This window comes from Catenuloplanes nepalensis, from assembly GCF_030811575.1.
Taxonomy (GTDB): domain Bacteria; phylum Actinomycetota; class Actinomycetes; order Mycobacteriales; family Micromonosporaceae; genus Catenuloplanes; species Catenuloplanes nepalensis.
This window is the reverse complement of the sequence record NZ_JAUSRA010000001.1, coordinates 1,908,266-1,929,627: the sequence shown is the minus strand read 5'-3', so window position 1 is coordinate 1,929,627 and position 21,362 is coordinate 1,908,266. Positions and strand designations below refer to the sequence as shown.

Sequence of the window (21,362 nt, the reverse complement as noted above, 5' to 3'; positions counted from 1 at the left end):
CGGTCGTGCCCGATGCACCGGCCGCCACGGACCCCGCCGCGCCGCCGGGCATGCGGGCCGGTGTTCCCTCACGTGGCGGGGGCCGGTCACAGGCCCAGGTAGATGCGGCGTACCCGGGGGTCGCGGCGTAGCTGCCCGGAGGTGCCGGTCATCGCCACCTCGCCGTTGTCGACCACCAGGCACCGGTTGGTCACCTCGAAGGTGAGTTTGGCGTTCTGCTCGACGAGCAGGATGCCGAGGCCCTCGGCGCGCAGCCGCTGCAGGACCGCGACGATGTCCTCGACCAGCTTCGGCGACAGGCCCATCGACGGTTCGTCGAGCAGCAGCAGCCGGGGGTGGGACATCAGCGCGCGGCCGATGGCCAGCATCTGCTGCTGGCCGCCGGAGAGTGCCCCGGCCAGCCGGGCCCGCATCTCGCCGAGCACCGGGAACAGCGCGTACACCTCGTCCAGGGTGGTGCGGGTCTCGGCGTTCCACCTGCGGGCGTACGCGCCGAGCAGCAGGTTCTTCTCCACCGGCAGGCCGGGGAAGACGTGCCGGCCCTCCGGCACGTAGCCGATGCCGTGCCGGACCATGTCGCGGGCGCTCACCCGGCTCAGGTCCACGTCGCCGAAGCGCAGCGCGCCGACCGTGCGCGGGATCAGGCCCATCACGGCCTTGAGGGTGGAGGTCTTCCCGGCGCCGTTCGCGCCGATGACGCCCACGGCGTCGCCGGCCGGGACGGCGAAGCTCAGGTCGCGTACGGCGCACACGCCGCCGTAGTGGACGGTCAGGTTCTCCACGGTGAGCGTGGCCGCGGTCTGGGTGAGCGTGCCGGTCATCGGCTGGCCTCCTGGGAGAGATCCGGCAGGTCGTCGACGGACATGGAGTCGCCGAGGTAGGCCTCGACGACGGCGGGTGAGGCGGCCACCTCGGCCGGGGTGCCCTCGGCGATGACCCGGCCGCCGGCCAGCACGGTGACCCGTTCACACAGCGACATGACCAGGCCCATGTTGTGCTCGATGATGATGACCGTGATGCCGCCGGCCCGGATCGAGCGGACGATCTCGCTGAGCTGGCGGACCTCCTCGCCGTTGAGGCCGGCCGCCGGTTCGTCGAGCAGCAGCAGCGTGGGTGAGGTGGCCACCGCCCGGGCGATCTCGACGCGCCGCTGGATGCCGTAGGGCAACGCGGTGGGTGCGAGTCCGGCGAACTCGGTGAGCCCGTACCGGTCCAGCACCTCCCGGGCCTGCCGGTGCAGTTCCCGGTCCCGGCGCAGCACGCTGATCGGCCGCAGCAGGTAGCGCCAGCTCTGTGCGGTGCCGCTGCGATCCAGCGCGACCAGCAGGTTCTCCTCCACGGTGAGGTCGCCGAACAGCCGCAGGTTCTGGAACGTGCGGGACATGCCGGCCCGGCCCATCCGGTACGGCGCCCGGCCGGTCAGGTCACGGCCGCGGAACTCGACCCGGCCGCGGGTCGGCCGGTAGAGACCGCTGATCACGTTGAACAGCGTGGTCTTGCCGGAGCCGTTCGGTCCGACGACACCGCGGATCTCCCCCGCGGCGACGGTCAGGGAGACCGCGTCGAGTGCCTTGAGGCCGCGGAACTGCATGCTGACCGTGTCCACACGCAGCACCGGGTCGTCGCCGCCGGCCGGGGCGGCCTCCGCGTACGGCTGGAAGGGGCGCAGTTGCGCCGCCGTGCCCTGCCGTCCGCGACGCCGGGTGATCGCGTCGCGGAGCCTGGCCGGTAGGCCCGCCAGGCCGGTGGGCGCGAAGACCACCACGAGGACGACCACGGCGCCGTAGCCGATCTGGGCGATCGTGGGATGGTCGACGAGGGTCTCGCGGACCAGCGACAGCCCGACCGCGCCGGCCACGCAGCCGATCAGGCTCTGCCGGCCGCCGATGATCACCATGCCGAGCAGCAGGAACATGTTCGCGATGCCGAAGGACTCCGGCGCGACGTAGCGGATCAGCCCCGCGTAGAGCACCCCGCCGAGCCCGCCGTAGACGCTGGCCAGCACGAACGCGACCATGCGCAGCATCGGGACCTCGGCGCCGAGCGCGCTCGCGGCCAGCGCGTCGTCGCGCATGGCCCGCATCCGCCGGCCCAGCCCGGTGCGCACGACGAACAGGCCGAACCCGAGCGCCACCGCGAAGACGACGAGTTCGAGGTAGTAGTAGAGGTACTCGTCGGAAAGGTCGATGCCGGGCAGGGTGGGCGCCGGGATCCCCGAGATGCCCTCCGCGCCGCCGGAGACGGTCGCGTTGGTCACCCAGTTGGTGAAGGCCAGTGCCAGCCCGAGCGTGACGATGCCGAGGTAGTGGGACTGGACCCGGAGCGCGGGTGTGCCGACCACCAGGCCGATCGCCACCACCGCGGCGATCGCCAGCAGCGCCGAGGTCCAGAAGCCGAGGCCGGCCCGGGTGGTGAGGATCGCGGTGGTGTAGGCGCCGACGCCGAAGAACGCGACCTGTGCCAGGTTCACCTGGCCGCCGACGCCCATGCACAGCCCGAGGCCGATCGCGAGGATGGCGAAGATGAGGATGACGTTGGCCACGTGGATGGCGTAGGAGTCCAGGCCGTACGGCAGCAGCCAGGCCAGCACGCCGATCAACGCGATCGCGGCGATGCGATGTCTCATGCCCGGTTCACCGTCCGCTCTCCGAAGACGCCGGTCGGCCGCACCATGATGATCACCGTGAAGATCAGGAAGGTGACCAGTTCGGAGTAGCCCTGGAAGTGTCCTGCCGTGAAGGAGTCGAGAATGCCGATGGCGAGCCCACCCGCGATGGCGCCGGGGATGCTGCCGAAGCCGCCGAGGATCGCGGCCGCGAAGCCCTTGATGCCGAGCGTTCCGCCGAGCGCCGGGCTGACGTAGAGCAGCGGGCCGACCAGCCCGCCGGCCAGGGCGGCGAGACCGGCGCCGATCATGAAGGCGACGGCGTTGCTGCGCCCGACGTGGATGCCGACGGCGGTGGCCGCCTCGTGGTCCATGGCGACCGCCTGCATCGCGGCGCCGGTCTTGGTCCTGGACAGGAAGAGCACCAGCAGCACGGTGGCGATCGCGGCGATGGCGAGGACCACCAGGTCGTAGGTGCGGATGCGCAGCCCGAACACGTCCAGTGGCGCGGACGGCACCGGGGACGGGACGGCCCGGCCCGTCGCGCCCCAGATCATGATGATCAGCGCGTCGAGCACGATGCCGAACCCGATGGTGCCGATCAGCATCAGGTCGAAGTCACGGTTCTCCAGCGGCCGCAGTACCCGCTCGATGATCAGGCCGATCGCACCGGTGAGACCGATCGCGACCGCCATGGCCAGCGCGAACGGCAGTCGGCTGGAGAGATAGAAGGTGGAGGCGAGGTAGGCGCCGACGGTCACCACGTTGCCGTGCGCGAAGTTGACCAGGCCCATGGTGCGGTAGACCAGCGAGAATCCCAGTGCCACCAGGGCGTAGACCGCACCGAGACTGACCCCGCCCACGACGGTCTGCAGAAAGACCTGCATGGCTCTCCTTGGATGGCGGATCCCGGCGCCGGGCGGGCACCGGGATCACCGGTCAGCTGGTGGCGGCGACGAGCTTGCCGTCGCGGATGACGCCGACGGACGTCGCGAAGATGCCGACGCCGGTCTGATCGAACGCGAAGTCGCCGAGCAGCCCGGCGTACCGGGTGGCGCGGATGGCGTCGGCGAGTTCCCTGCCGGTCGCCACGTTGCTGGTCTTCAGCGCGGTGAGCAGGATCTGCGTGCCGTCGTACGCCTTGGCGCCGTGCAGCTCGGCGTCCTCGTTGAACGTGGCCTTGTACGCCGCGGCGAACGTCTTCGACGCGTCGCTGATGTCGTTGCTCAGGTACGGCGAGCTGACGATGGTGCCCTCGGCGTTGTCCGCGCCGGCGGTGTCGATGAAGACCGGCGTGCCCTGTGGTGCCGCGCCCGCGAAGGTGGCGGTGATGCCGAGGTCGCGGGCCTGCTTGACGATCAGACCGGATTCGACCTCCTCCGCGCCGAGGAAGATCACTTGGGGGTTCTTCTGCCGGATCCCGGTGAGGACGGCGCTGAAGTCCTTCTGGTCGGTGGTGACCACCTGGTCGGCGACCGGCGTGACGTCGCGCTTGCGCAGTGCCTCCAGGAACGCGTCGTGCTCGCCCTTGCCGTACCCGCCGTTGTTGGTGATCATCGCGATGTTCCTGGTGCCCTGCCGGTCCACGATGTGCTCGGCCAGCGTCTCGTCGTAGGTGGTGCTGGTCGGGCCGTTGAGGAAGAGGAAGTCGCTGCCGGTGGCGACCAAGCCGGGCGACTGGCCGGAGGTGATGTTCGGGATCTCGGCCTGTTCGAGGATGGGTGCCATCGCGATGGTGACCGCACTCTCCGCGGTGCCGATCATGGCCAGGTAGCCCTCACTGTCGATCTTGCGGGCGAGGTTGGTACCGATCGTCGGGTCGCCCTGGTCGTCGAAGACGTCGAGCGCGATCTGACGTCCGTTGATGCCGCCCCGGGCGTTCCACTCGTCCACGGCGAGCCGGGCGCCCTTGAGCTCCCACGCGCCGAGCGAGCTGAGCTGGCCGCTCTGCGCGTCGACAAGAGCGATCTTGATGGGTCCGGAGTCGTCGCCGGACGACTCGTCGCCGCCGCCGGGGGCACTGCACCCGGCGGCCAGGACGAGGGAGGCGACGGCGGCCGTCACGGCGGTGGCACGTCGATGGATCATGCGACTCACCTCAATCAGGAGAAATGACCTTGGTAGATGTCCTTGATGTTCCAGTGGCCCGGGGTGGGCACCGGTTCGTTGACCATGGGCACGTCGATGACGGCGGGCCGGCGGCGTTCGACGGCGGCCTTCAACGCGGCCGCCAGGTCGCCGGGCTCGGCGATGTCGTAGCCGTCGGCGCCGCACGCACGGCCGAGGGCGGCGAAGTCGGGGCTGTAGGGCTCGCCGTCCGGGTCGGTGAAGTCGCAGCCGTAGCTGCGGCCGAAGTTGCTCGATTGCAGGTCGCTGATGGTGCCGTGGGCCCGGTTGTTCATGACCAGGAAGATGACGGGCAGCCCCTGCTCGACCGCCATCGGCAGCGCGGGCAGCTGGGCGCTCATGCCGCCGTCGCCGATCAGGGCGACCACCACGCGGTCGCGGTCGGCCAGCTGCACGCCGACCGCCGCGGCGGGACCGAAGCCCATCGTCGAGGCGCCACCGGGAGTGATGAACAGGCCCGGTTCGGGCAGCGGGTAGCACTGGGCGACGCCGTTCTTGTTCCAGCCGACGTCGGTGACCAGGACCGCGTCGTCGGGCAGGACCGCGCGCACGTCGCTGAGGATGCGTTCCGGGCGCAGCGGGAACTGGTCGCTGCGGCCCCGCTCGGCGCTCGCGGCGAACAGCTCGGTGCGCACCGCGCGGATCCGCTCGCGCAGCCGCGGGCGATCCACCCGGTCCGCGAGCCGCACCGCGGCGAGGATCTGCCGGACGGCGGAACCGGCGTCGGCCACCACGCCGATCTCGACCGGGTAGTTGCGGCCGATCTCGGCCGGGTCGATGTCGATCTGCACCAGCCGGCCCGGCGGGAAGCGCCAGGTGTAGGCGGGATCCCAGGAGCTGGAGTCGGTCTCGGCGAAGCGGGTGCCGATGGCCAGGACGACGTCGGCGTCCCGGGCGTAGGCGTTGGTCTCCGCCAGCCCCCAGAAGCCGGTCATGCCCATCACGAGCGGGTGATCGTCGGGCAGGGACCCCTTCGCCATCAGCGAATGGGCGACCGGGATGTCGAGATGCTCGGCCAGTTCGCGCAGCGCGCGCCGCCCGTCCGGGCCGCCGAGCCCGCCGCCGAGGTAGATCAGCGGTCGTTGCGCGGAGACGAGCGCGGCGGCGATCCGGTCGGCGTCCGCCGAGGCGAGATCGGGGCGGGTCACGGACAACGGCAGCGGATGGGCCGCCGGCGAGGCCGGCCGGGAGAAGATGTCCATCGGCACGTCCAGCAGCACGGCGCCGGGCCGGCCGGAGGTGGCGGTCCAGAAGGCGCGCTCGGTGAAACGGGGCAGGTCCTCGGGTCGCTGGACCTGCCACGCGCGCTTGACGAACGGGCGGTAGATCGCCGCCTGGTCGGCGTCGGCGTGCAGGTTGACCTCTTGGTGCGGATGCCGTCCGTACATGTAGGAGGGGATGTCGCCCGCGATCGCGACCAGCGGGACCGAGTCCAGCGCGGCGGTGGCCACACCGGTGACCGCGTTCATCATGCCGGGACCGACGTGCATGAGCACGACACCGGGTTTGCCGGTGGCGCGGGCGTAGCCGTCGGCGGCGTGCGCGGCGGTCTGCTCGTGGCGGGCGATGACGAACTCGATGTCGCTGCGGCCCAGCGCGTCGAGCAGCGCGATGTTGGTGTGCCCGCAGGTGCCGAAGATGTGCTCGACGCCGTACCCGGCCAGCTGCGCGACGAGGGCGTCGGCGGCGGTACGTGATGCCATCAGTTCTCTCCCCAGATCGACGGGCCACGGACCAGGAGTGTCTTGATCACCGTGTAGTCCTCGACCATGCAGCGCGGCGACTCGCGGCCGAAGCCGGAGTCCTTGACCCCGCCGAACGGCACGTGGTCGAGCCGGAAGTTGGAGGAGCCGTTGACGACCAGACCACCGACCTCGAGCTCGCGCCAGGCGGTGAGGATGCGGCCCAGGTGGTGGGTGAACAGCCCGGCCTGCAGGCCGAAACGGCTGGTGTTGCAGGTGGCGAGCACGTCGTCGAAGTCGTCGAAGGGCAGGACCGCGACCAGCGCGCCGAACACCTCCCTGGTCACCACCGCGGCGTCGGCGGGCGGACCGGCGACCACGGTGGGGTGGAGGGTGGCGCCGTCCCGGGTGCCGCCGACGGTGATGCGCGCGCCCCGCGCGGCCGCGTCGACGGCCCAGCCGAGCACGCGGTCGGCGGCCCGCTCGTCCACCATGGACCCGACGTCGGTGTCCGGGTCGAGCGGATCTCCGACCTTCAGCGCCGCGACCTGTGCGGAGAGCAGGTCGACGAACTCCTCGAAGCACTGCCGGGCCACGTAGACGCGCTGGACCGAGATGCAGCTCTGGCCGGAGTTGCTGTATCCGGTGCGGGCGCAGACCTGTGCGGCGGCGGCCAGGTCGGCGTCGTCGCAGACGATGGTGGCGGCGTTGCCGCCCAGTTCCAGGACGAGTCGCTTGGCGCCGGCCGCGCGGGCCACGGCGGCCCCGGTCTCGGCGCTGCCGGTGAAGCTGATGACCGCGACCTCGGGTGCCGCGCACAGTTCGGCGCCGATCTCACCGCCGCCGTGCAGCAGCTGCACCGATTCCAGGGGCGCGCCGGCGTCGAGCAGCAGCTGGACGACCGCCGTCGTCACGGCGGGCGCCTGCGGCGGGGATTTGACGATGGTGCTGTTGCCGGCGGCGAACGAGGCGCCGAGCTTGTGGGCGAGCAGGTTGGCCGGGGCGTTGAACGGGGTGATGGCCAGCGCCACACCCGCGGGGGCCCGATGGGTCAGTGCGGTGGTGCCCACGCCCCGTTCCCAGCCGGCCACCGGCAGCACGTCGCCGCCGATCTGCCGTGCCTCGGCGGCGCAGACGGCGAAGGTGTCCGCCACCCGGACGAGTTCGCCGCGGCCGTCCTTGAGCGGCTTGCCCAACTCCAGGGCGATGAGCCGGGCCAGGTCGTCGCGCCGTTCCACGGCCAGGGCGGCGGCCCGCTCCAGCACGGTGGCACGGGTCGCCGGGGCGAGCCGGGCCACCGCACGGGCGTGGGCCTTCGCGTACTCGGCCGCGGTCCGGGCGTCGCCGGGGCCGGCGACCCGGGCCCGGCTGACCACCGCGCGGGTGTACGGCCCCACCCGCTCGGCCGCGGGGCCGTCCCCGATCCATGTGCCGGCGATGAGAGCCGGAGCTTGCACGACCATCACACCTCCTCGGCGGTCCATCAAGCGGACCACAGATGGTTTTCTGGACCACTGTGCGGACTCCGGTGTAACGTACGGTTGGCCGCGAGCCGAAGGCAATAGGTGGGTGTCGAAAAGTTGCCAGCCGATGACACGGGCCGCCGGACGGCACAATCTGAGGTGTCTTCGACCCGGCCCCGGTGCCTCGCGGCACCGTTGAGGAAAGTGAGCGACAGTGCCCGAGACCCCCGACGCCCAGGGCGTGCGCAGCATCCAGCGCGCGCTGGACATCCTGTCGCTGCTCACCGAGGACCGTCCGCTGATCGCCGTGCGCGACATCGTGGCGGCCACCGGCCTGGCCAAGACCACCGTCATCCGCATCGTGCACACGCTGGAGCAGAGCGGCCTGCTGTGGGCCACCAACACCGGTTACATGGCGGGGCCCGGGCTGTGGCGGTGGGCGCACCTGGCCCGGCGGGGATGGGAGCTGCCACCGGAGACCCAGCGGCTGATGCGCGCACTGGCCGCCGGCGAACGGGAGACCGTCAACGTCTACGTCGTACGCGACATCGTGCGCGTGTGCATCGCCCAGCAGGAGAGCCCGCAACCGCTGCGGCACGTGGTCCATGTCGGCGACGAACTGCCGCTGTGGGCCGGCGCGTCGGCCAAGGTGCTGCTGCGCAACGCCACACCCGCCCTGCTGGACCGCGTCGCCCGCTCCTCGCCGTACGGCGACGGTCACGTACGCCGGATGCGCGAATGGATCGACGAGGCCACGGCGGCGGGCTTCGCGGTCAGCCACGGGGAGCGCGAAGCCGGGCTGTCCGCGGTCGCCGTGCCCATCCTGGGCCGCTCGGGCACCGTCGTGGCGGCCCTGACCCTCAGCGGCCCCACCGTCCGCTTCACCGACGAGCGGGTCGGCGCCTTCGCCAAGGCGCTGATCGACGCGGCCGCGCAACTCAACGAGCGCGGCTTCGACCATCCCCTGGGCTCGTCGTTCTAGCTCTCCGCCCGGCCTGGCACGGCCCGGCGGAGCCCGTCGGAAGGAGACCTCCGCATGCACGAGCGGCCACTGGACGGCGTCCGGGTCCTTGACCTGACCAACGTCCTCGCGGGGCCCTACTGCACCTACCACCTCGCGCTGCTCGGTGCGGAGGTGGTCAAGGTCGAGGTGCCGGGCCGCGGCGACCTGGCCCGGCGGCTCGGCCCCGATCCCGAGCTGAACGCCGCCGGGCTCGGCGCCTCCTTCCTCGCCCAGAACGCCGGCAAGAAGTCCGTCGAGCTGGACCTCAAGCACTCCACCGGCCGGGAGCACTTCACCGAGCTGGTCACCCATGCCGACGTGCTGGTGGAGAACTACCGTGCCGGGGTGCTGGCCCGGCTGGGCTTTCCGTGGGAACGCCTGCGCGCGCTCAACCCCGCCCTCGTCTACTGCGCGATCACCGGGTTCGGCCAGTCGGGACCGATGAGTCAGGCACCCGCCTACGACCAGATCATCCAGGGACTGTCCGGCATGATGAGCATCACCGGTACGCCGGAGACCGCGCCGCTGCGGGTCGGCTTCCCGGTGGCCGACACCGTCGGCGGTCTGAGCGCCGCCCTGGCGATCACCGCGGCCCTGGCCGGGCGCCGGCACGACGGGCGCGGCCGCTTCCTCGACGTGTCCATGCTGGAGGCGTCGCTGTCGGCCATGGGCTGGGCCGTCTCCAACTACGTGGTCAGCGGCACCGAACCACAGCCGATGGGCGACCAGAACGCGACCGCCGCCCCGTCCGGCACGTTCACCGCCGCCGACGGACCGCTCAACATCGCGGCGAATCGCCAGGAGCAGTTCGAGACGCTGTGCCGGCTGGTCGGGCGCGAGGACCTGATCAGCCACCCGCACTACGCCGGGCGGGAGGCGCGCAAGCAGCACCGCGCGCGACTCAATGAGGAACTCAACGTGGCACTGCGGGCGCGGCCCGCCGCGGACTGGGAACGGATCCTGCCGGCCGCGGGCGTGCCCGCCGCACGCATCCTCACCGTCGCGCAGGCCGTCGCCGCCGACCAGGTGGCCGGCCGCGGCTTCTTCACCGACCTGCCGTACCCCCCGGGAACACCCGGCGCGGCGACGGCGCGCACCGACGGCGCGCTGCGGGTCAGCGGCAGCGGGGTGCTCCACGACGGCGAGGCCCTCACTCCCCCGTCGGCCCCGCCCGTGCTCGGCGAGCACAACGACTCCCTGCCGGAGCTGCTCGCTCGCTGGCGGGAGGCGGACCGGCGGCACGAGCGCCCGCGGGCGGGCTCGGCGCAGTCCTGATACGTCCGCTGGAACGACGCGGCGCCCTGGGAAACCACCATGCCGCCGCCGTCGGGCCATCAGGCGACCTCCTAATGTACGAACAGGTACGTTAGTTATCGACGCCGGCCCATGCGATGTCAAGCCGCTCAGACGCAGAAGGGCAGATCTCCCATCGCGGACAGGATCCCGTTGACGACATGCTTCTTGAAGAACTCCTGCCCGGGGAAGCCGGACCCGTCGACGTAGGCGGCGGAGTCGTGCCCCAGGGCGGCGACCCAGGAGCGGCCACCGTCGTAGTACTGACACCAGGAGATCGGGTGGAAGCGGCCGTGGCCGGGGTGCGTGGCCGACCTGGTGGCGAGGCTGGACTCGTCGACGGCGAGCAGGAACTTCACCCGGGTCGGGAACGGCAGCCAGTTGTACCACTCGTCCCTGAAGGCCCACCGCGCCGGAAGCCCCTGCGTCGAGGAGTCCCGGGCGAGGGTGACGATCGTGCCGTCCTGGTTGGCGCCGTGGTCGTAGTACTGGGTGCCACCGCACAGACCCTCGTAGTAGGGCCAGTTGTACTCCGTGCCGCCGATCGCGTTGTGGATGCCGACGAAGCCGCCCCCGGCGCGCACGTACTGCCGCAGTGCGGTCCTGCCGGCGTCCAGGTGCGCCCCGGTGGTGGTGTTCACCGCCGCGGCCGGATCCACCGCGGTGCCGTGCTTCCACAGGGTGTCGCGGCTGGTGCTGCCGAACACGACCGCCTTGTAGGTGCTGCCGATTCCCGGCAGCCGGGTCACCTCCTCGGTCCAGTCGACGGCGACGCCCACCTCGCCCATCCATCTGATGACGGCGTTCTGCAGCACGTGCGCCGCGGTGAGCGGCGGGTTCAGCCCGGCCGGCAACGCCGGGCCGAGGTGGGCGTGCCGGGGGCCGGCGGTCCGGGTGTACAGCAGCACGCGGTCCTGCCGGTTGGCCACCCACGGGTGGTAGGACGCGGGCACCTGACCGCGCACGACGTTGTAGTACGGGTCGAAGTGGTCGGCCTGCCCGCGCGGGACGTTCGTGGTGACCGGCTGCTTCACCGTCGGCTCGCGACCGCCCGCGTGGTGCGAGCCCGTGCCGGCCTCCGCCGGTGCGGGCGCGGTGGTGGCCGCCGCGACGGCCGCTGCGGTGGCGGCGGCGCCGTGCAGGACCGCGCGCCGGGGAAGTTTCGCCATGATGTCCGCCTCTCGGTCCGCTGTGCGGACCATCCGTACCACTGTGAGGTCTTCATCAATATAGGGACCACGCTTCTCGCGACGCAACCGACGACTCTGGACCACTGAGCAGTCTTTCTAGACCGCTCTACGGACCTCAGCTACAGTGCCCGCATGACGGACATCGAAGTCGCTGACTGGTGGGGTACGGCCGTCTCCCGCATCGAGCCCGATCACATCGAACTGCGCGGCATCCCGGTCGCGGACCTGATCGGCGAGATCGGCTTCGGGGCGATGATCTGGCTGATGGTCCGCGGCGAGCGCCCCACCGGCCGTCAGGCACGCCTGCTGGAGGCGGCGCTCGTGGCCGGTGTCGACCACGGCCCGCACGCCCCGTCGATCGCCATCGCACGCATGGCGGCGACCTGCGGCGTCGGCCTCAACAACGCCATGGCCAGCGCCGTCAACACGCTCGGCGACTCGCACGGCGGCGCGGGCCAGCAGTGCGTGGAACTGCTCGACGACGTCCTGGACGCCGCGGCGGGCTCCGCCGCTATCGACGAGGCCGCGACCGAGGTGATCGCCGCCTGGCGGGCCCGCGGCGTGCGCTACCTACCCGGCTTCGGGCACCGGTTCCACACCCGGGATCCGCGCCGCGACCCGCTGCTGAGCCTGGTGGAACAGGCCGTCGACGACGGTACGGTCCCCGGCGATCACCTGCGCGCGGCGCTGGCCGTCGAGACGGCACTCAACAAGGGGCGCAGCAGACCCGTACCGATGAACATCGACGGTGCGACCGCGGTGATCCACGCCGAACTCGGCTTTCCCGCCCCCCTGGCCCGCGGGCTGTTCGTGCTCAGCCGCAGCGTCGGCATCCTCGCCCACGCCTGGGAGGAGACCGGCCAGGGCCGGCGCAACAAGGGACCGGTCCCACCGGCGGTCCGGCCGACCTACCTCGGCGAGCATCCCGCACAGCCCGCCGCCCCGCACGACACCGAAGCGGAAGGAATCCGATGAGACCACGTACCCTCGTGCCGGTCCTGCTCGTCCTCGCCGTCACCGCCGGCCCGCCGGGCGCCCTGGCCCAGATCCCGGAGCGGCCGGGCACCGGCTCTCCCGGCCTGGAACCGACGGGCGCGGACATGCCGACCGTCGGCGGCAACCTCGGCAACCAGCACTACTCGGGGCTGACCCAGATCGCCGCGCGCAACCTCGACAGGCTCGGCCCGGCCTGGCGCACACACGTCTCCGCGGTCGCGCCGGCCACCGACGACGTCGGCCAGCAGACCACACCGATCGTCGCCGACGGCGTCATCTACACCGACACCCCCGGGGGCGAGGTCATCGCGGTCGACGGTGCGACCGGTGCACCCCGGTGGAAGTGGGCGCCGGAGGGCTTCGCGACCGCGGACACCCGACGCGGCGTCTCCATCGGCGACGGCAAGGTCTACACGCTGGCCGACGGCGATCGCGTCGTCGCCCTCGACAAGGACACCGGCCGGCAGGTCTGGGCTGTGCAGCCATCGGTCCAGGCCGGTGTCGACCTGGGCAGCATCGACCGGGTCGCGACCGTCCACCACGACGGCGTCGTCTACGCCCACGCGGCCAACGGCGACCGCGCCGCGGTGGTGGCGGTGCGTGCCGCCGACGGCGGCTACCTGTGGCACTTCTTCGGCGGCCCGGGACGCGGCATGATCTTCACCGACGTCAACGGCCGTTCCGTCGACGCCGGCGCCACCTGGGGTCCCGTGCTGCCGGACGGCACCGAGTGCAACCTCGAGGGCGGTGCCACGCCGTGGATGCACGGCGCCGCCGACCCGGCCCTCGGCCTCTACTACATGACCTTCGGCAACCCGCGCAGCTGCCGCACCTCGCAGGACGGCTCGCTGCGCCCGGGCGACAACCTGTTCTCCGACACCGTGGTCGCGGTCGACCTGAAGACCGGCGCGTACCGGTGGCACTACCAGTCGATCCGGCACGACATCTGGGACATGGACAACGTCCACCCGCCGACCCTGGCCGACATCACCGTCGACGGCCGGCACCGCAAAGCGCTGTTCTACGGCAGCAAGTCGGGTCACCAGCTCGTCCTCGACCGCACCGACGGCAGGCCCGTGCTCCCCGTCACCGAGCGACCGATGATCCAGGACTCACGGCAGAAGAACGCCGCCACCCAGCCGTTCCCCGTGAAGCGCCTGCTGCCCGAATGCCTCGTCTGGCAGAAACTGGACCCGCGCACCGTACCCGGTGACCCGTGGCGGGCCGTGCCCAACTACAACGGCTATCAGGCCGACGCGAACGGCAATCTGGTCTTCAACCCGGACAGCTACGTCGCGGCGGACGAGCCGTTCCTGACCTACCCCCAGGGCCGCACGGACCACCGTCGCGGCTGCCTCTACGACCCGCAGTGGGACCTGCCGATCCTGTCGACCACCAGCCCCAACGGAGGTGGTGACTGGTCGAACAACTCCTACAGCCACCGCACGAACCTGGTCTACTTCCCGTACGGCACCAACCCGGCCGCGCACTGGAACGGCGCCGCCTCCAACGGTCAGCGGGCGATCGGCCAGTACCAGACCGGCGGCATCCTCGCCTACGACGCCTCGACCGGCGAGGTGAGGTGGCGCAACCACCTCGGCACCGACATGGCGCACGGCCAGGGCCCGCTGACCACCGCCAGCGACCTGCTGTTCGTCGGCCAGGCCGACGGCCGCCTGCTGGCCATGGACGCCCGCAAGGGCACGATCCTGTGGCAGTTCCAGACCGGTTCGGCCATCTCCGGAGCGCCGATCACCTACACGGCCGGCGGGGAGCAGTACGTCGCCGTCCTCGCCGCCGGGGCCACGAACCCGTACGGCGCGTCGGTGACCCAGGGCGACTCGCTCTGGGCGTTCAAGCTCGGCGGCACCCACACCACCGAGTCGGGCAGCCAGGAAGGCCCGGACACCGCGCCGCTCACCATCCGCCGGCCCGTCCAGGGCGGGCCGGTCGAGGGAGCGACGGTGAACAACACCGTCTACCTGGGCCGCCAGGACCGTACGACGGACACCGCGCCGGCGGCGGACAGCACCTCCCAGCGCGGCATGGCCCCGACCCACCTCCGGGTGCCGGTGGGAACCACGGTGACGTTCCGCAACCCGGGGGCGGAGACCTTCCCGAACTTCCCGAACCGGCTGCCGCACTGCGCGACCCAGTACTTCGAAGGGCTGTTCAACCCCCGGCTGGATCCGGGAGAGACCTTCGAGTTCACGTTCGGCCGGGCCGGGGAGTACTACTTCAACGACTGCACCGATCCCCGCCCGGCCGGCAAGATCGAGGTGTACCCGACGCCACGGGATCTGCCGGGAGCGTTGCGGTTCCTGCCCTCCACCATCGACCTCGGCTCGCCGACCGGGATCTTCACCGGCGTGCGGGGCACCGTCGCGGCCACGCTTCGCGTTCCGGCCGGCTACCGCCTCGACGGCGACGTCGTCCTGAGCACACCGCTGTCGAGGGCGCCCGTCACGGCCGTCCGGGCGACGGTGATCGGCGGCACCCTCACCGCGATCTTCGACAAGGCCGACCTCGACAACAACGTACCGGAAGGAGACGCGGTGGCGTTGACGCTCTCCGCGGACCTGCTGAACAGGGGCGAACAGCAGCGATTCACCTCGACGACGCCCGTGCGCGTCGTCAAGTGACACCCGGCGGCCAACGCCTGGTGTGCTGAGTCCTCAGACGTTCTCAGTGGGCACGGTTAGGTTCTGCCTTCTCCGAGAAGCAGTGCCTGTCGTGCTCACTGATCACGAGCGTGAGCAGTTGCCGGCGTGGGAGCAGCGGCCGACGCCGGCGCAGCTCTCGCGGATCGCAGACGTGGTTCACCGCCCAGCCATCCGGCGCGCCGCGGCGATCGGCGGGAGGTTCTGCGGACGTACATCCTCAACGTGCTGCGCGATCCGGTCGGCTGCGTGTTCACCTGAGCCCCGAGCTGTCGTTTCTATCGGTTTGCGGGCCGGGCGTATCGCGCGGCCATGGTGCGGACGGCGTCGTCCACCACCGCGATCACGCGCTCCGGAGTCACCGTCCATCCCGGGACCACCAGGCTCGGCCAGAACAGGTAGTTGGAGATCATCCCGAGGAACTGCGTGGCGGCCATCTGCGGATCCGCGATGTCCGCCGTCCCCGCGTCGTGCTCGGCAACGAGGTAAGTCCGCACCGTCTCGAAGTACGGCAGCTTGCCCTCTGCGAAGTGCGCCTTGGCCAGCTCCGGAAAGCGGGGCAACTCGGCGATGACGATACGGAACAGATCCACCATCCCCGGCCGGCCCAACAGTGCCGCATAATGCCGCCCGAGCGCGGTCAGGCCGGCCACCAGGTTGCCCACGGACGGCACCTCGGCGTCATCATCACCGGCCCAGGAGTCGATGACGATGGCGTCGAACAAGGCCGCCTTCGTCGGGAACTGCTTGAACAACGTCGCCTTCGACACGCCGGCTTCCTCGGCGATGCGCGCGAGCGACGCCCGGTCGTAGCCCAGCTCGAGGAACAGCTGCGTGGCGGCCCGCACGATCAGCACGCGCTTCTGCTGAGCCACCCGCTGGTGATAGGTCGTCATGCGGCCAGCATAGCGAGGCGAGTGGGTTGACTCGCCACTCGCGGTGACATACCGTCGCCATGGCGAGTCGCATGACTCACCACTCGCTTCGCCCGCGGAGGACCGCATGTCCCGCTTCACCGCCCCAACCGTTCTCGTCGACGGCGGGCCACTCCTCGGACCCGCACTGAAGAACGAGGCCGCATGACGTCACTGTCGCACCTGCCGCCGGAGATCAGGCGAGCCATCGAGATCACGCCCGCGGCCGGCACCCGCGAACGGATCGTGGACATCACCACCACCGGGCGGCGCACCGGACGACCCCGTCGCATCGAGATCTTCTTCTACCGCGCCCACGGCGCCACCTACCTGTGCAGCGGCGCCGGCGGAGGCCCCACCGGCTGGAACGCGAACCTACGCGCGCACCCCGCCTTCACCTTCCACCTGAAGAACGGCGTCAAGGCCGACCTACCGGCTCACGCCACCACCGTCACCGACCCGGCCGAACGCGCGGCGGTCCTCGCCGCCATCGTCGACGACCTCAACCAGCCCCACGATCCCGGCACCATACGGCCGACAAGGTTGGCGGACTGGGCTGACAGCAGACTGATGCGCATCCATTTCACCTGAGGTCGTAGGTCGCGAGATGTCGCCGCCACCTGGAACGCTCCCGCGGACAGGTTCGGCCACCCCGGCAGCGTGCTGCCGGGGTTCCATCGCCGATGAGGGCGGCGCGTTCGTCAGACCGCGGTGGGCCACTCGTCCTGCCGCCAGTTCGTCTCGGGTATCGCGAAGTGCGCCGCGCCCGGGCCCGCCAGGTAGGCCGCTACCGACGTGGGTGTCACGTCCGGGTAATCCGCGTTCCGGACGTCCCGCAGCGAGGCCGTCCCGTCGAACATGGCCACCACGTGGGGTAACACCGGGCGCGCATCCGGTCGAATCGCACGGCCATGAACACGAACCCGACATCCAGCCGCATGCTGGCCTCGCCGGCCGAGAGCGCCCACCGCTTCGGGTGGCGCTCTCGGCCGGCGGGTGTCGCGCGTCGGTGACACCGGCCGTAGCCGTTCAACGATGCGGCCATCGTGGCCCGTTCCGCCAAGCCGCGCCGACCTACGTCGACACCCGATGGCCCCACCCGGGAACGGATGGGGTGCGGTCAGAGGGCGACGGCGACGCGGACGAGGGTGGCGAGGGCGCGGGAGCGGCTGTGAGGTGGCCAGGCGATGACCGTGGTCACGGGCGGCGCGTCCAGCACCGGGACGGCGGCGCAGCCGTCGTGCAGGGTGACGCGGCTGGATTCGGGCAGGATGACGGTGGTGCGGCCCAGCGCGACCAGCTGGAGCAGTTGCGTCTGATTGTGCACTTCGGCGCCGGGTCCGTCCGGGTACGTGCCGTCGAGGGCGGCCCAGCGGGCCGGCGGGAGACCGGGCAGGGACGTGACCTCCGACATCCGGACGTGGGCGCGGCCGGCGAGCGGGTGCGAGGTGGGCAGGACCGCGATCTGTCCCTCGGTCCGCAGGATCTCGATGTCCAGCCCGTCCGTCGAGTCGTAGGGCTGGTGTAGCAGTGCCACGTCGGCCCGGCCGCTGTGCAGGTGCTGATGGGGGTGCATGTCGCAGAGCAGCAGTTGCACGTCGACGGCGTCGGGCACGGCCGCGTAGGCGTCCAGCAGTTTCGCCAGCAGTTCGTCGGAGGCGGCGGTCTTGGTGGCCAGGACGAGCGAGGGCCGGTGCGTGGCGGCCTGCCGGGTCCGGCGCTCGGCGGCGGCCAGCGCGCCGAGGATCACCCGGCCCTCGGCCAGCAGCACCGCACCGGCGTCGGTCAGTCCGACCCGGCGGCTGGTGCGCTCGAGGAGCCGTACCCCGAGCCGTTGCTCGAGCCGGTTGATCGTCCGCGACAACGGCGGCTGGGCGATGCCGAGCCGCTGGGCGCCCCGGCCGAAGTGCAGCTCCTCGGCGACCGCGACGAAGTACTGCAGCTCACGGGTATCCACCGGGCGAGCCTAACGTCAGATCGATATCCGCTGGGTATCGATCCGCGGCGCGGACGGTGTTGGTCCCCGGCCAGCGCGCGGACACCATCGAGGGCATGAGCGAGACGATGACCGCGCTGGTGACAGGCGCGAACAAGGGAATCGGTTACGAGGTCGCGGCCGGGCTCGGCGCGTTGGGGCATCGCGTCGGCGTCGGCGCCCGGGACCCGCGGCGCCGGGAGGACGCGGTGGCGAGGCTCCGCGCGGCCGGCGTCGACGCGTTCGGCGTGCCGCTCGACGTGACGGACGACGCCAGCGTGGCTACCGCGGCGGCGCTGCTCTCCGAGCATGCCGGGCGACTGGACGTGCTGGTCAACAATGCCGGCATTCTCACCGAGACATGGCCGGACACGCCCTCGGCCGCCACGCCGGAAATGATGCGGCGGGTGGTGGAGACCAACGTGATCGGCGTCGTGCGGGTCACCAACGCGATGCTGCCGCTGCTGCGACGTGCGCAGCGTCCGCGGATCGTCAACCAGTCCAGCCATCTCGGCTCGCTCGGCCTGCAGACCACGCCCGGCGTCGAGTTCGGCGGGGAGAGCGGGGCGTACGCCCCGTCGAAGACCTTCCTCAACGCGGTCACGGTGCAGTACGCCAAGGAGCTGAGCAACACCAAAATCAAGATCAACATCGCCTGTCCCGGGTACGTCGCCACGGACTTCAACGGCTTCCAGGGAACGAGCACGGCCGCCGAGGGCGCCGCGATCGCGATCCGGCTCGCCACGCTCCCCGACGACGGCCCGACCGGTGCGATGTTCGACGACGCCGGCATCGTGCCCTGGTGACGGCCGCGAACTGGGCCCCGGGCGAACTGCGGCTCATCGACGCCGCCGGCGAACTGCGGATCGCGGCCCGACGCGCGGACGGCAGCCTGGCGCGCCAGGTGCCGATCTGGGTGGTGTGCGCCGGCGACCAGGTGTACGTACGCACCTGGTACCGGCGAGACACCGGCTGGTACGGGCGGGTGCGCGACACCGGCCGGGCCGCCGTCGAGGTCCCGGGCCTGCGGGCCGCCGTCACCGTCCATGATGTCGGCGCCGGCCCGGAGCGCACCCGGATCGACGCGGCGTACCGCGCGAAGTACGGACGGTACGGCGACTCGGCGGTCGGGCCCATGGTGACGGACGCGGCCGCGGCGACGACCCTGCGACTCGGCCCGGAGCGCCGTTCGGCGTGAGCCCGCACGCTCCTCATCGGCAAGCCGATCGGCGGGCATGATCTTCGGGCCACGCGCGTCAACATCCGGGTTCATCGCCGGCTCTGCCTATGGTCACGTCCGCAATCGCCACTGCGAGCCCACGCCATGGAGGCGCTCAGCGTCCGCGTCCCGTCCGCCGGACGAGCGCTGTGAGGAACGGGCTGCCGCGCAGCAGGCCAGCACAGATCACTGACGGTGCCGGCCGGCGCGGACACCGGTCGATCGGCCCGGCTACCTCAAAGGGCGAGCGACACGGCCGGCAGCACGTCGAAGGTGATCCGGCCGTGGTCCTCGGCCAGAATGTACGGCGTGAAGAACGGGTGCCGGGTACCGACGGCGACGTCCCGCCAGAACCGCTGGAGCGGGTTGCCCTCGGCGAAACCGCTCGCCCCGTGCAGATCGAGCAGCAGTTCCATCGCCTCGCGGCACTCCCGGGCGGCCGCCGACAGCTCCACGCGCAGCGCCATCCGCTCGGTGACCGGCAGTTCCCCGCCCGGCGGCAGATCGTCGAGGATGTCCGCCACCCTGACCGTACGCCGCAGGGCCGATTCGCTGCGCTGCAGCGCCTCGGTGAACCAGTGCCGGCCGAGCGGGGAGTCCGCGACCCGGGCGTAGGTGGTCATGTACGGCGCCCGGCCGCCGGAGATCGCGTCCGCGACCAGGTCCCGCGCCCCGAGCGTCGCCCCGATCATCGGGGCGAGCGCGGCCAGGCCGCCGGTGAACAGCGGGGTCGGCGGAAGCCCTTGCGGCGGTACGGCGGGGTCCGGGAAACTCACGAACTCGTCCGGCACGAACACGTCCTCGGCGACCAGCGTGTGGCTGCTCGTACCGCCGAGACCGGCCGCGCGCCAGGTCCGCTCCACCGACAGATCGGCCAGCGGCAGCAGGGTCATCGCCGGCACCGGGCCGTCCGGCAGCGGCACGCCGACCATCGCGAGCGACGCCAGTTCGGCGCCGGACGCCATCCCCCACCGCCCGGAGACCCGCAGCCCGCCGGGCACCCGCTCCCCGCGGTTACCCGGCGAGAAACCGCTGGAGGCGCAGAACACCGCGTCCGGGTCGGCCAGGATCGCGGCCTGGGCCGCGTCCGGCAGCAGCAGCCGGGCCACGCTCTTGTTCGCCGCGTTCAGGCCGACGACCCAGGCCGTCGACGGGCAGCCGCGCCCGAGCTCGACCAGCACCTCCACGAGGGTACGCAGATCGGCCTCCGACCCGCCCGCCGCGCGCGGCACCGCGAGGCCGAACAGGCCGGCGGCCCGCACCGCCGCCACGCTGTCCGGCGCGGGCGTCAGGTCGTGCTCGGTGCGTGCCGCGTTCTCCGCCAGCGTCGGCACCGTCTTACGGGCAGCGTCCAGCAACATGTGCATTCGTCCTTCATGAGAGAGGAAAAAAGGGGTCAGTTCAGGCGGGTGGCGGCCAGCCGTACGGCATCGGTGGTGCCGGGCTCCGCGGTGTACACGACCGCGCGAAGATCACCTTCGTGGAGCGTCATGATGTCGTAGTCGACGGTGAACTCCCCGGCGACCGGATGATGCGTGGTGAGCCGATGGGGCGGGTCCCGATGGTCGACCCGCAACTCCCACATGGCAGCGAACGGCTCACTCACCGCCCGCAGGTCCGCCACCAGGTCCGCCAGCCAGCCGTCGTCCGGGTACCGCAGCACGGTCGCCCGCAGGTCGGCGACGATCGTCTGCCGGAAACGCCGCTCCGCCGCGGACTGCCAGGCGTGCTCGGCCACCTCGGTGAACGCGCGCCAGGCCAGGTTCCGCCGCCGGCCGTCGGCGTTCATCGACACGCCGCACATCGCCTCGCAGGCCGCGTTCCAGGCCAGCAGCGTCCAGGCCGCGTCCAGGACACAGATCGGCACGTCACCGAGCCGGTCGAGCAGGTGCCGCGGACCGGGGCCCACCTCGTGCGGCACCCGTCCCACGCGGGCGGGCAGGTGCCCGGCGAGCAGACACAGGTATTCGTACTCCGGGTGGGACAGGCGCAGCGCCCGGGCGAGCGCGTTGAGCACCTGGGCGGACGGCCGCCCGTTCCCCTGCTCGAGCCGCTTGATGTACTCCGCGGACACCCCGGCCGCCTCGGCCAGCTCGTCCCGGCGCATCCCGGGCGTGCGCGAACCCGCCACCGAACCGAACCTGGTCGGCGGCGGGCTCGCACGCTCGCGCCAGCGCCGGAGAGCGGCCCCGAGTTCGTTCCCTGAGATCACCCAGTAATGATCACGCATCACCG

The 21,362-nt window shown here is 71.7% G+C and carries 19 protein-coding genes; 7 read left to right on the top strand and 12 right to left on the bottom strand.

Going from position 1 to position 21,362, the window contains the following annotated elements:
* Positions 1-86: 86 nt before the first annotated feature.
* From J2S43_RS08040 to J2S43_RS08015, 6 genes are read right to left on the bottom strand one after another with little or no spacing between them, the layout of a single operon-like run.
* On the bottom strand, positions 87-821 hold the full coding sequence (locus J2S43_RS08040; protein ID WP_306828054.1) for an ABC transporter ATP-binding protein: 735 nt from the start codon (positions 819-821) through the stop codon (positions 87-89).
* Complete coding sequence (locus J2S43_RS08035) at positions 818-2,626, bottom strand: branched-chain amino acid ABC transporter ATP-binding protein/permease (RefSeq protein WP_306828053.1); 1,809 nt, start codon at positions 2,624-2,626, stop codon at positions 818-820. The genes J2S43_RS08040 and J2S43_RS08035 overlap by 4 nt, the downstream gene beginning before the upstream one ends.
* Entirely contained in the window at positions 2,623-3,492 is an 870-nt protein-coding gene (locus J2S43_RS08030) for a branched-chain amino acid ABC transporter permease (RefSeq protein ID WP_306828051.1), read from the bottom strand. The genes J2S43_RS08035 and J2S43_RS08030 overlap by 4 nt, the downstream gene beginning before the upstream one ends.
* A gap of 52 nt (positions 3,493-3,544) precedes the next feature.
* Complete coding sequence (locus J2S43_RS08025; protein WP_306828048.1) at positions 3,545-4,693, bottom strand: ABC transporter substrate-binding protein; 1,149 nt, start codon at positions 4,691-4,693, stop codon at positions 3,545-3,547.
* A 14-nt stretch (positions 4,694-4,707) separates the two neighbouring features.
* Positions 4,708-6,435, bottom strand: coding sequence for a thiamine pyrophosphate-binding protein (locus J2S43_RS08020; protein WP_306828046.1), 1,728 nt, complete (start codon positions 6,433-6,435; stop codon positions 4,708-4,710).
* Positions 6,435-7,877 (bottom strand): aldehyde dehydrogenase family protein, encoded by a 1,443-nt coding sequence (locus tag J2S43_RS08015; RefSeq protein ID WP_306828044.1) that lies wholly within the window; start codon positions 7,875-7,877, stop codon positions 6,435-6,437. The genes J2S43_RS08020 and J2S43_RS08015 overlap by 1 nt, the downstream gene beginning before the upstream one ends.
* A 214-nt stretch (positions 7,878-8,091) precedes the next feature.
* On the opposite strand from J2S43_RS08015, the gene J2S43_RS08010 reads away from it, so the two are divergent.
* Positions 8,092-8,859 (top strand): IclR family transcriptional regulator, encoded by a 768-nt coding sequence (locus J2S43_RS08010; RefSeq protein ID WP_306828041.1) that lies wholly within the window; start codon positions 8,092-8,094, stop codon positions 8,857-8,859.
* 54 nt (positions 8,860-8,913) lie between these two features.
* Complete coding sequence (locus tag J2S43_RS08005; protein ID WP_306828039.1) at positions 8,914-10,155, top strand: CaiB/BaiF CoA transferase family protein; 1,242 nt, start codon at positions 8,914-8,916, stop codon at positions 10,153-10,155.
* Between the two features lie 128 nt (positions 10,156-10,283).
* On the opposite strand, the gene J2S43_RS08000 is transcribed toward J2S43_RS08005, so the two are convergent.
* Entirely contained in the window at positions 10,284-11,375 is a 1,092-nt protein-coding gene (locus J2S43_RS08000; RefSeq protein ID WP_306828038.1) for a ThuA domain-containing protein, read from the bottom strand.
* Positions 11,376-11,495: 120 nt separating this feature from the next.
* On the opposite strand from J2S43_RS08000, the gene J2S43_RS07995 reads away from it, so the two are divergent.
* Together J2S43_RS07995 and J2S43_RS07990 are read left to right on the top strand one after the other, a co-directional pair.
* Positions 11,496-12,338, top strand: coding sequence for a citryl-CoA lyase (locus J2S43_RS07995; RefSeq protein ID WP_306828036.1), 843 nt, complete (start codon positions 11,496-11,498; stop codon positions 12,336-12,338).
* Positions 12,335-15,001 carry an outer membrane protein assembly factor BamB family protein gene (locus tag J2S43_RS07990; protein ID WP_306828034.1) on the top strand — a complete coding sequence of 889 codons (2,667 nt, stop codon included), beginning with the start codon at positions 12,335-12,337 and terminating at the stop codon, positions 14,999-15,001. The genes J2S43_RS07995 and J2S43_RS07990 overlap by 4 nt, the downstream gene beginning before the upstream one ends.
* 296 nt (positions 15,002-15,297) lie before the next feature.
* Here J2S43_RS07990 and J2S43_RS07985 read toward each other — a convergent pair whose 3' ends face one another.
* Positions 15,298-15,915 carry a TetR/AcrR family transcriptional regulator gene (locus J2S43_RS07985; RefSeq protein WP_306828033.1) on the bottom strand — a complete coding sequence of 206 codons (618 nt, stop codon included), beginning with the start codon at positions 15,913-15,915 and terminating at the stop codon, positions 15,298-15,300.
* Between the two features lie 183 nt (positions 15,916-16,098).
* On the opposite strand from J2S43_RS07985, the gene J2S43_RS07980 reads away from it, so the two are divergent.
* Positions 16,099-16,524, top strand: coding sequence for a nitroreductase/quinone reductase family protein (locus tag J2S43_RS07980; RefSeq protein ID WP_306828031.1), 426 nt, complete (start codon positions 16,099-16,101; stop codon positions 16,522-16,524).
* 110 nt (positions 16,525-16,634) lie between these two features.
* On the opposite strand, the gene J2S43_RS07975 is transcribed toward J2S43_RS07980, so the two are convergent.
* Positions 16,635-16,793, bottom strand: a complete 159-nt coding sequence (locus tag J2S43_RS07975) for a hypothetical protein (RefSeq protein WP_306828028.1) — start codon at positions 16,791-16,793, stop codon at positions 16,635-16,637.
* A 260-nt stretch (positions 16,794-17,053) separates the two neighbouring features.
* Entirely contained in the window at positions 17,054-17,890 is an 837-nt protein-coding gene (locus J2S43_RS07970; protein WP_306828026.1) for a LysR family transcriptional regulator, read from the bottom strand.
* Between the two features lie 95 nt (positions 17,891-17,985).
* Here J2S43_RS07970 and J2S43_RS07965 point away from each other — a divergent pair, with 95 nt between their 5' ends.
* On the top strand, positions 17,986-18,714 hold the full coding sequence (locus J2S43_RS07965; RefSeq protein ID WP_306828024.1) for an SDR family oxidoreductase: 729 nt from the start codon (positions 17,986-17,988) through the stop codon (positions 18,712-18,714).
* A complete protein-coding gene (locus J2S43_RS07960) occupies positions 18,711-19,106 on the top strand; it encodes a DUF2255 family protein (RefSeq protein WP_306828023.1) in 396 nt (131 codons plus the stop codon). Before J2S43_RS07965 ends, J2S43_RS07960 begins: the two co-directional genes overlap by 4 nt.
* Before the next feature lie 257 nt (positions 19,107-19,363).
* Here J2S43_RS07960 and J2S43_RS07955 read toward each other — a convergent pair whose 3' ends face one another.
* Both J2S43_RS07955 and J2S43_RS07950 read right to left on the bottom strand, forming a co-directional pair.
* Positions 19,364-20,488, bottom strand: coding sequence for an acyl-CoA dehydrogenase family protein (locus tag J2S43_RS07955; RefSeq protein WP_306828021.1), 1,125 nt, complete (start codon positions 20,486-20,488; stop codon positions 19,364-19,366).
* 35 nt (positions 20,489-20,523) lie between these two features.
* Positions 20,524-21,357 carry a helix-turn-helix domain-containing protein gene (locus J2S43_RS07950; RefSeq protein ID WP_306828019.1) on the bottom strand — a complete coding sequence of 278 codons (834 nt, stop codon included), beginning with the start codon at positions 21,355-21,357 and terminating at the stop codon, positions 20,524-20,526.
* Positions 21,358-21,362: the final 5 nt, after the last annotated feature.

What these genes read in the sequence shown, in the direction of transcription:
- J2S43_RS08040 (WP_306828054.1), bottom strand. Translation starts at nt 821, where the DNA reads ATGACCGGCACGCTCACCCAGACCGCGGCCACGCTCACCGTGGAGAAC.
- J2S43_RS08035 (WP_306828053.1), bottom strand. Translation starts at nt 2,626, where the DNA reads ATGAGACATCGCATCGCCGCGATCGCGTTGATCGGCGTGCTGGCCTGG.
- J2S43_RS08030 (WP_306828051.1), bottom strand. Translation starts at nt 3,492, where the DNA reads ATGCAGGTCTTTCTGCAGACCGTCGTGGGCGGGGTCAGTCTCGGTGCG.
- J2S43_RS08025 (WP_306828048.1), bottom strand. Translation starts at nt 4,693, where the DNA reads ATGATCCATCGACGTGCCACCGCCGTGACGGCCGCCGTCGCCTCCCTC.
- J2S43_RS08020 (WP_306828046.1), bottom strand. Translation starts at nt 6,435, where the DNA reads ATGGCATCACGTACCGCCGCCGACGCCCTCGTCGCGCAGCTGGCCGGG.
- J2S43_RS08015 (WP_306828044.1), bottom strand. Translation starts at nt 7,877, where the DNA reads ATGGTCGTGCAAGCTCCGGCTCTCATCGCCGGCACATGGATCGGGGAC.
- J2S43_RS08005 (WP_306828039.1), top strand. Translation starts at nt 8,914, where the DNA reads ATGCACGAGCGGCCACTGGACGGCGTCCGGGTCCTTGACCTGACCAAC.
- J2S43_RS08000 (WP_306828038.1), bottom strand. Translation starts at nt 11,375, where the DNA reads ATGGTCCGCACAGCGGACCGAGAGGCGGACATCATGGCGAAACTTCCC.
- J2S43_RS07995 (WP_306828036.1), top strand. Translation starts at nt 11,496, where the DNA reads ATGACGGACATCGAAGTCGCTGACTGGTGGGGTACGGCCGTCTCCCGC.
- J2S43_RS07990 (WP_306828034.1), top strand. Translation starts at nt 12,335, where the DNA reads ATGAGACCACGTACCCTCGTGCCGGTCCTGCTCGTCCTCGCCGTCACC.
- J2S43_RS07985 (WP_306828033.1), bottom strand. Translation starts at nt 15,915, where the DNA reads ATGACGACCTATCACCAGCGGGTGGCTCAGCAGAAGCGCGTGCTGATC.
- J2S43_RS07980 (WP_306828031.1), top strand. Translation starts at nt 16,099, where the DNA reads ATGACGTCACTGTCGCACCTGCCGCCGGAGATCAGGCGAGCCATCGAG.
- J2S43_RS07975 (WP_306828028.1), bottom strand. Translation starts at nt 16,793, where the DNA reads ATGTTCGACGGGACGGCCTCGCTGCGGGACGTCCGGAACGCGGATTAC.
- J2S43_RS07965 (WP_306828024.1), top strand. Translation starts at nt 17,986, where the DNA reads ATGAGCGAGACGATGACCGCGCTGGTGACAGGCGCGAACAAGGGAATC.
- J2S43_RS07955 (WP_306828021.1), bottom strand. Translation starts at nt 20,488, where the DNA reads ATGTTGCTGGACGCTGCCCGTAAGACGGTGCCGACGCTGGCGGAGAAC.
- J2S43_RS07950 (WP_306828019.1), bottom strand. Translation starts at nt 21,357, where the DNA reads ATGCGTGATCATTACTGGGTGATCTCAGGGAACGAACTCGGGGCCGCT.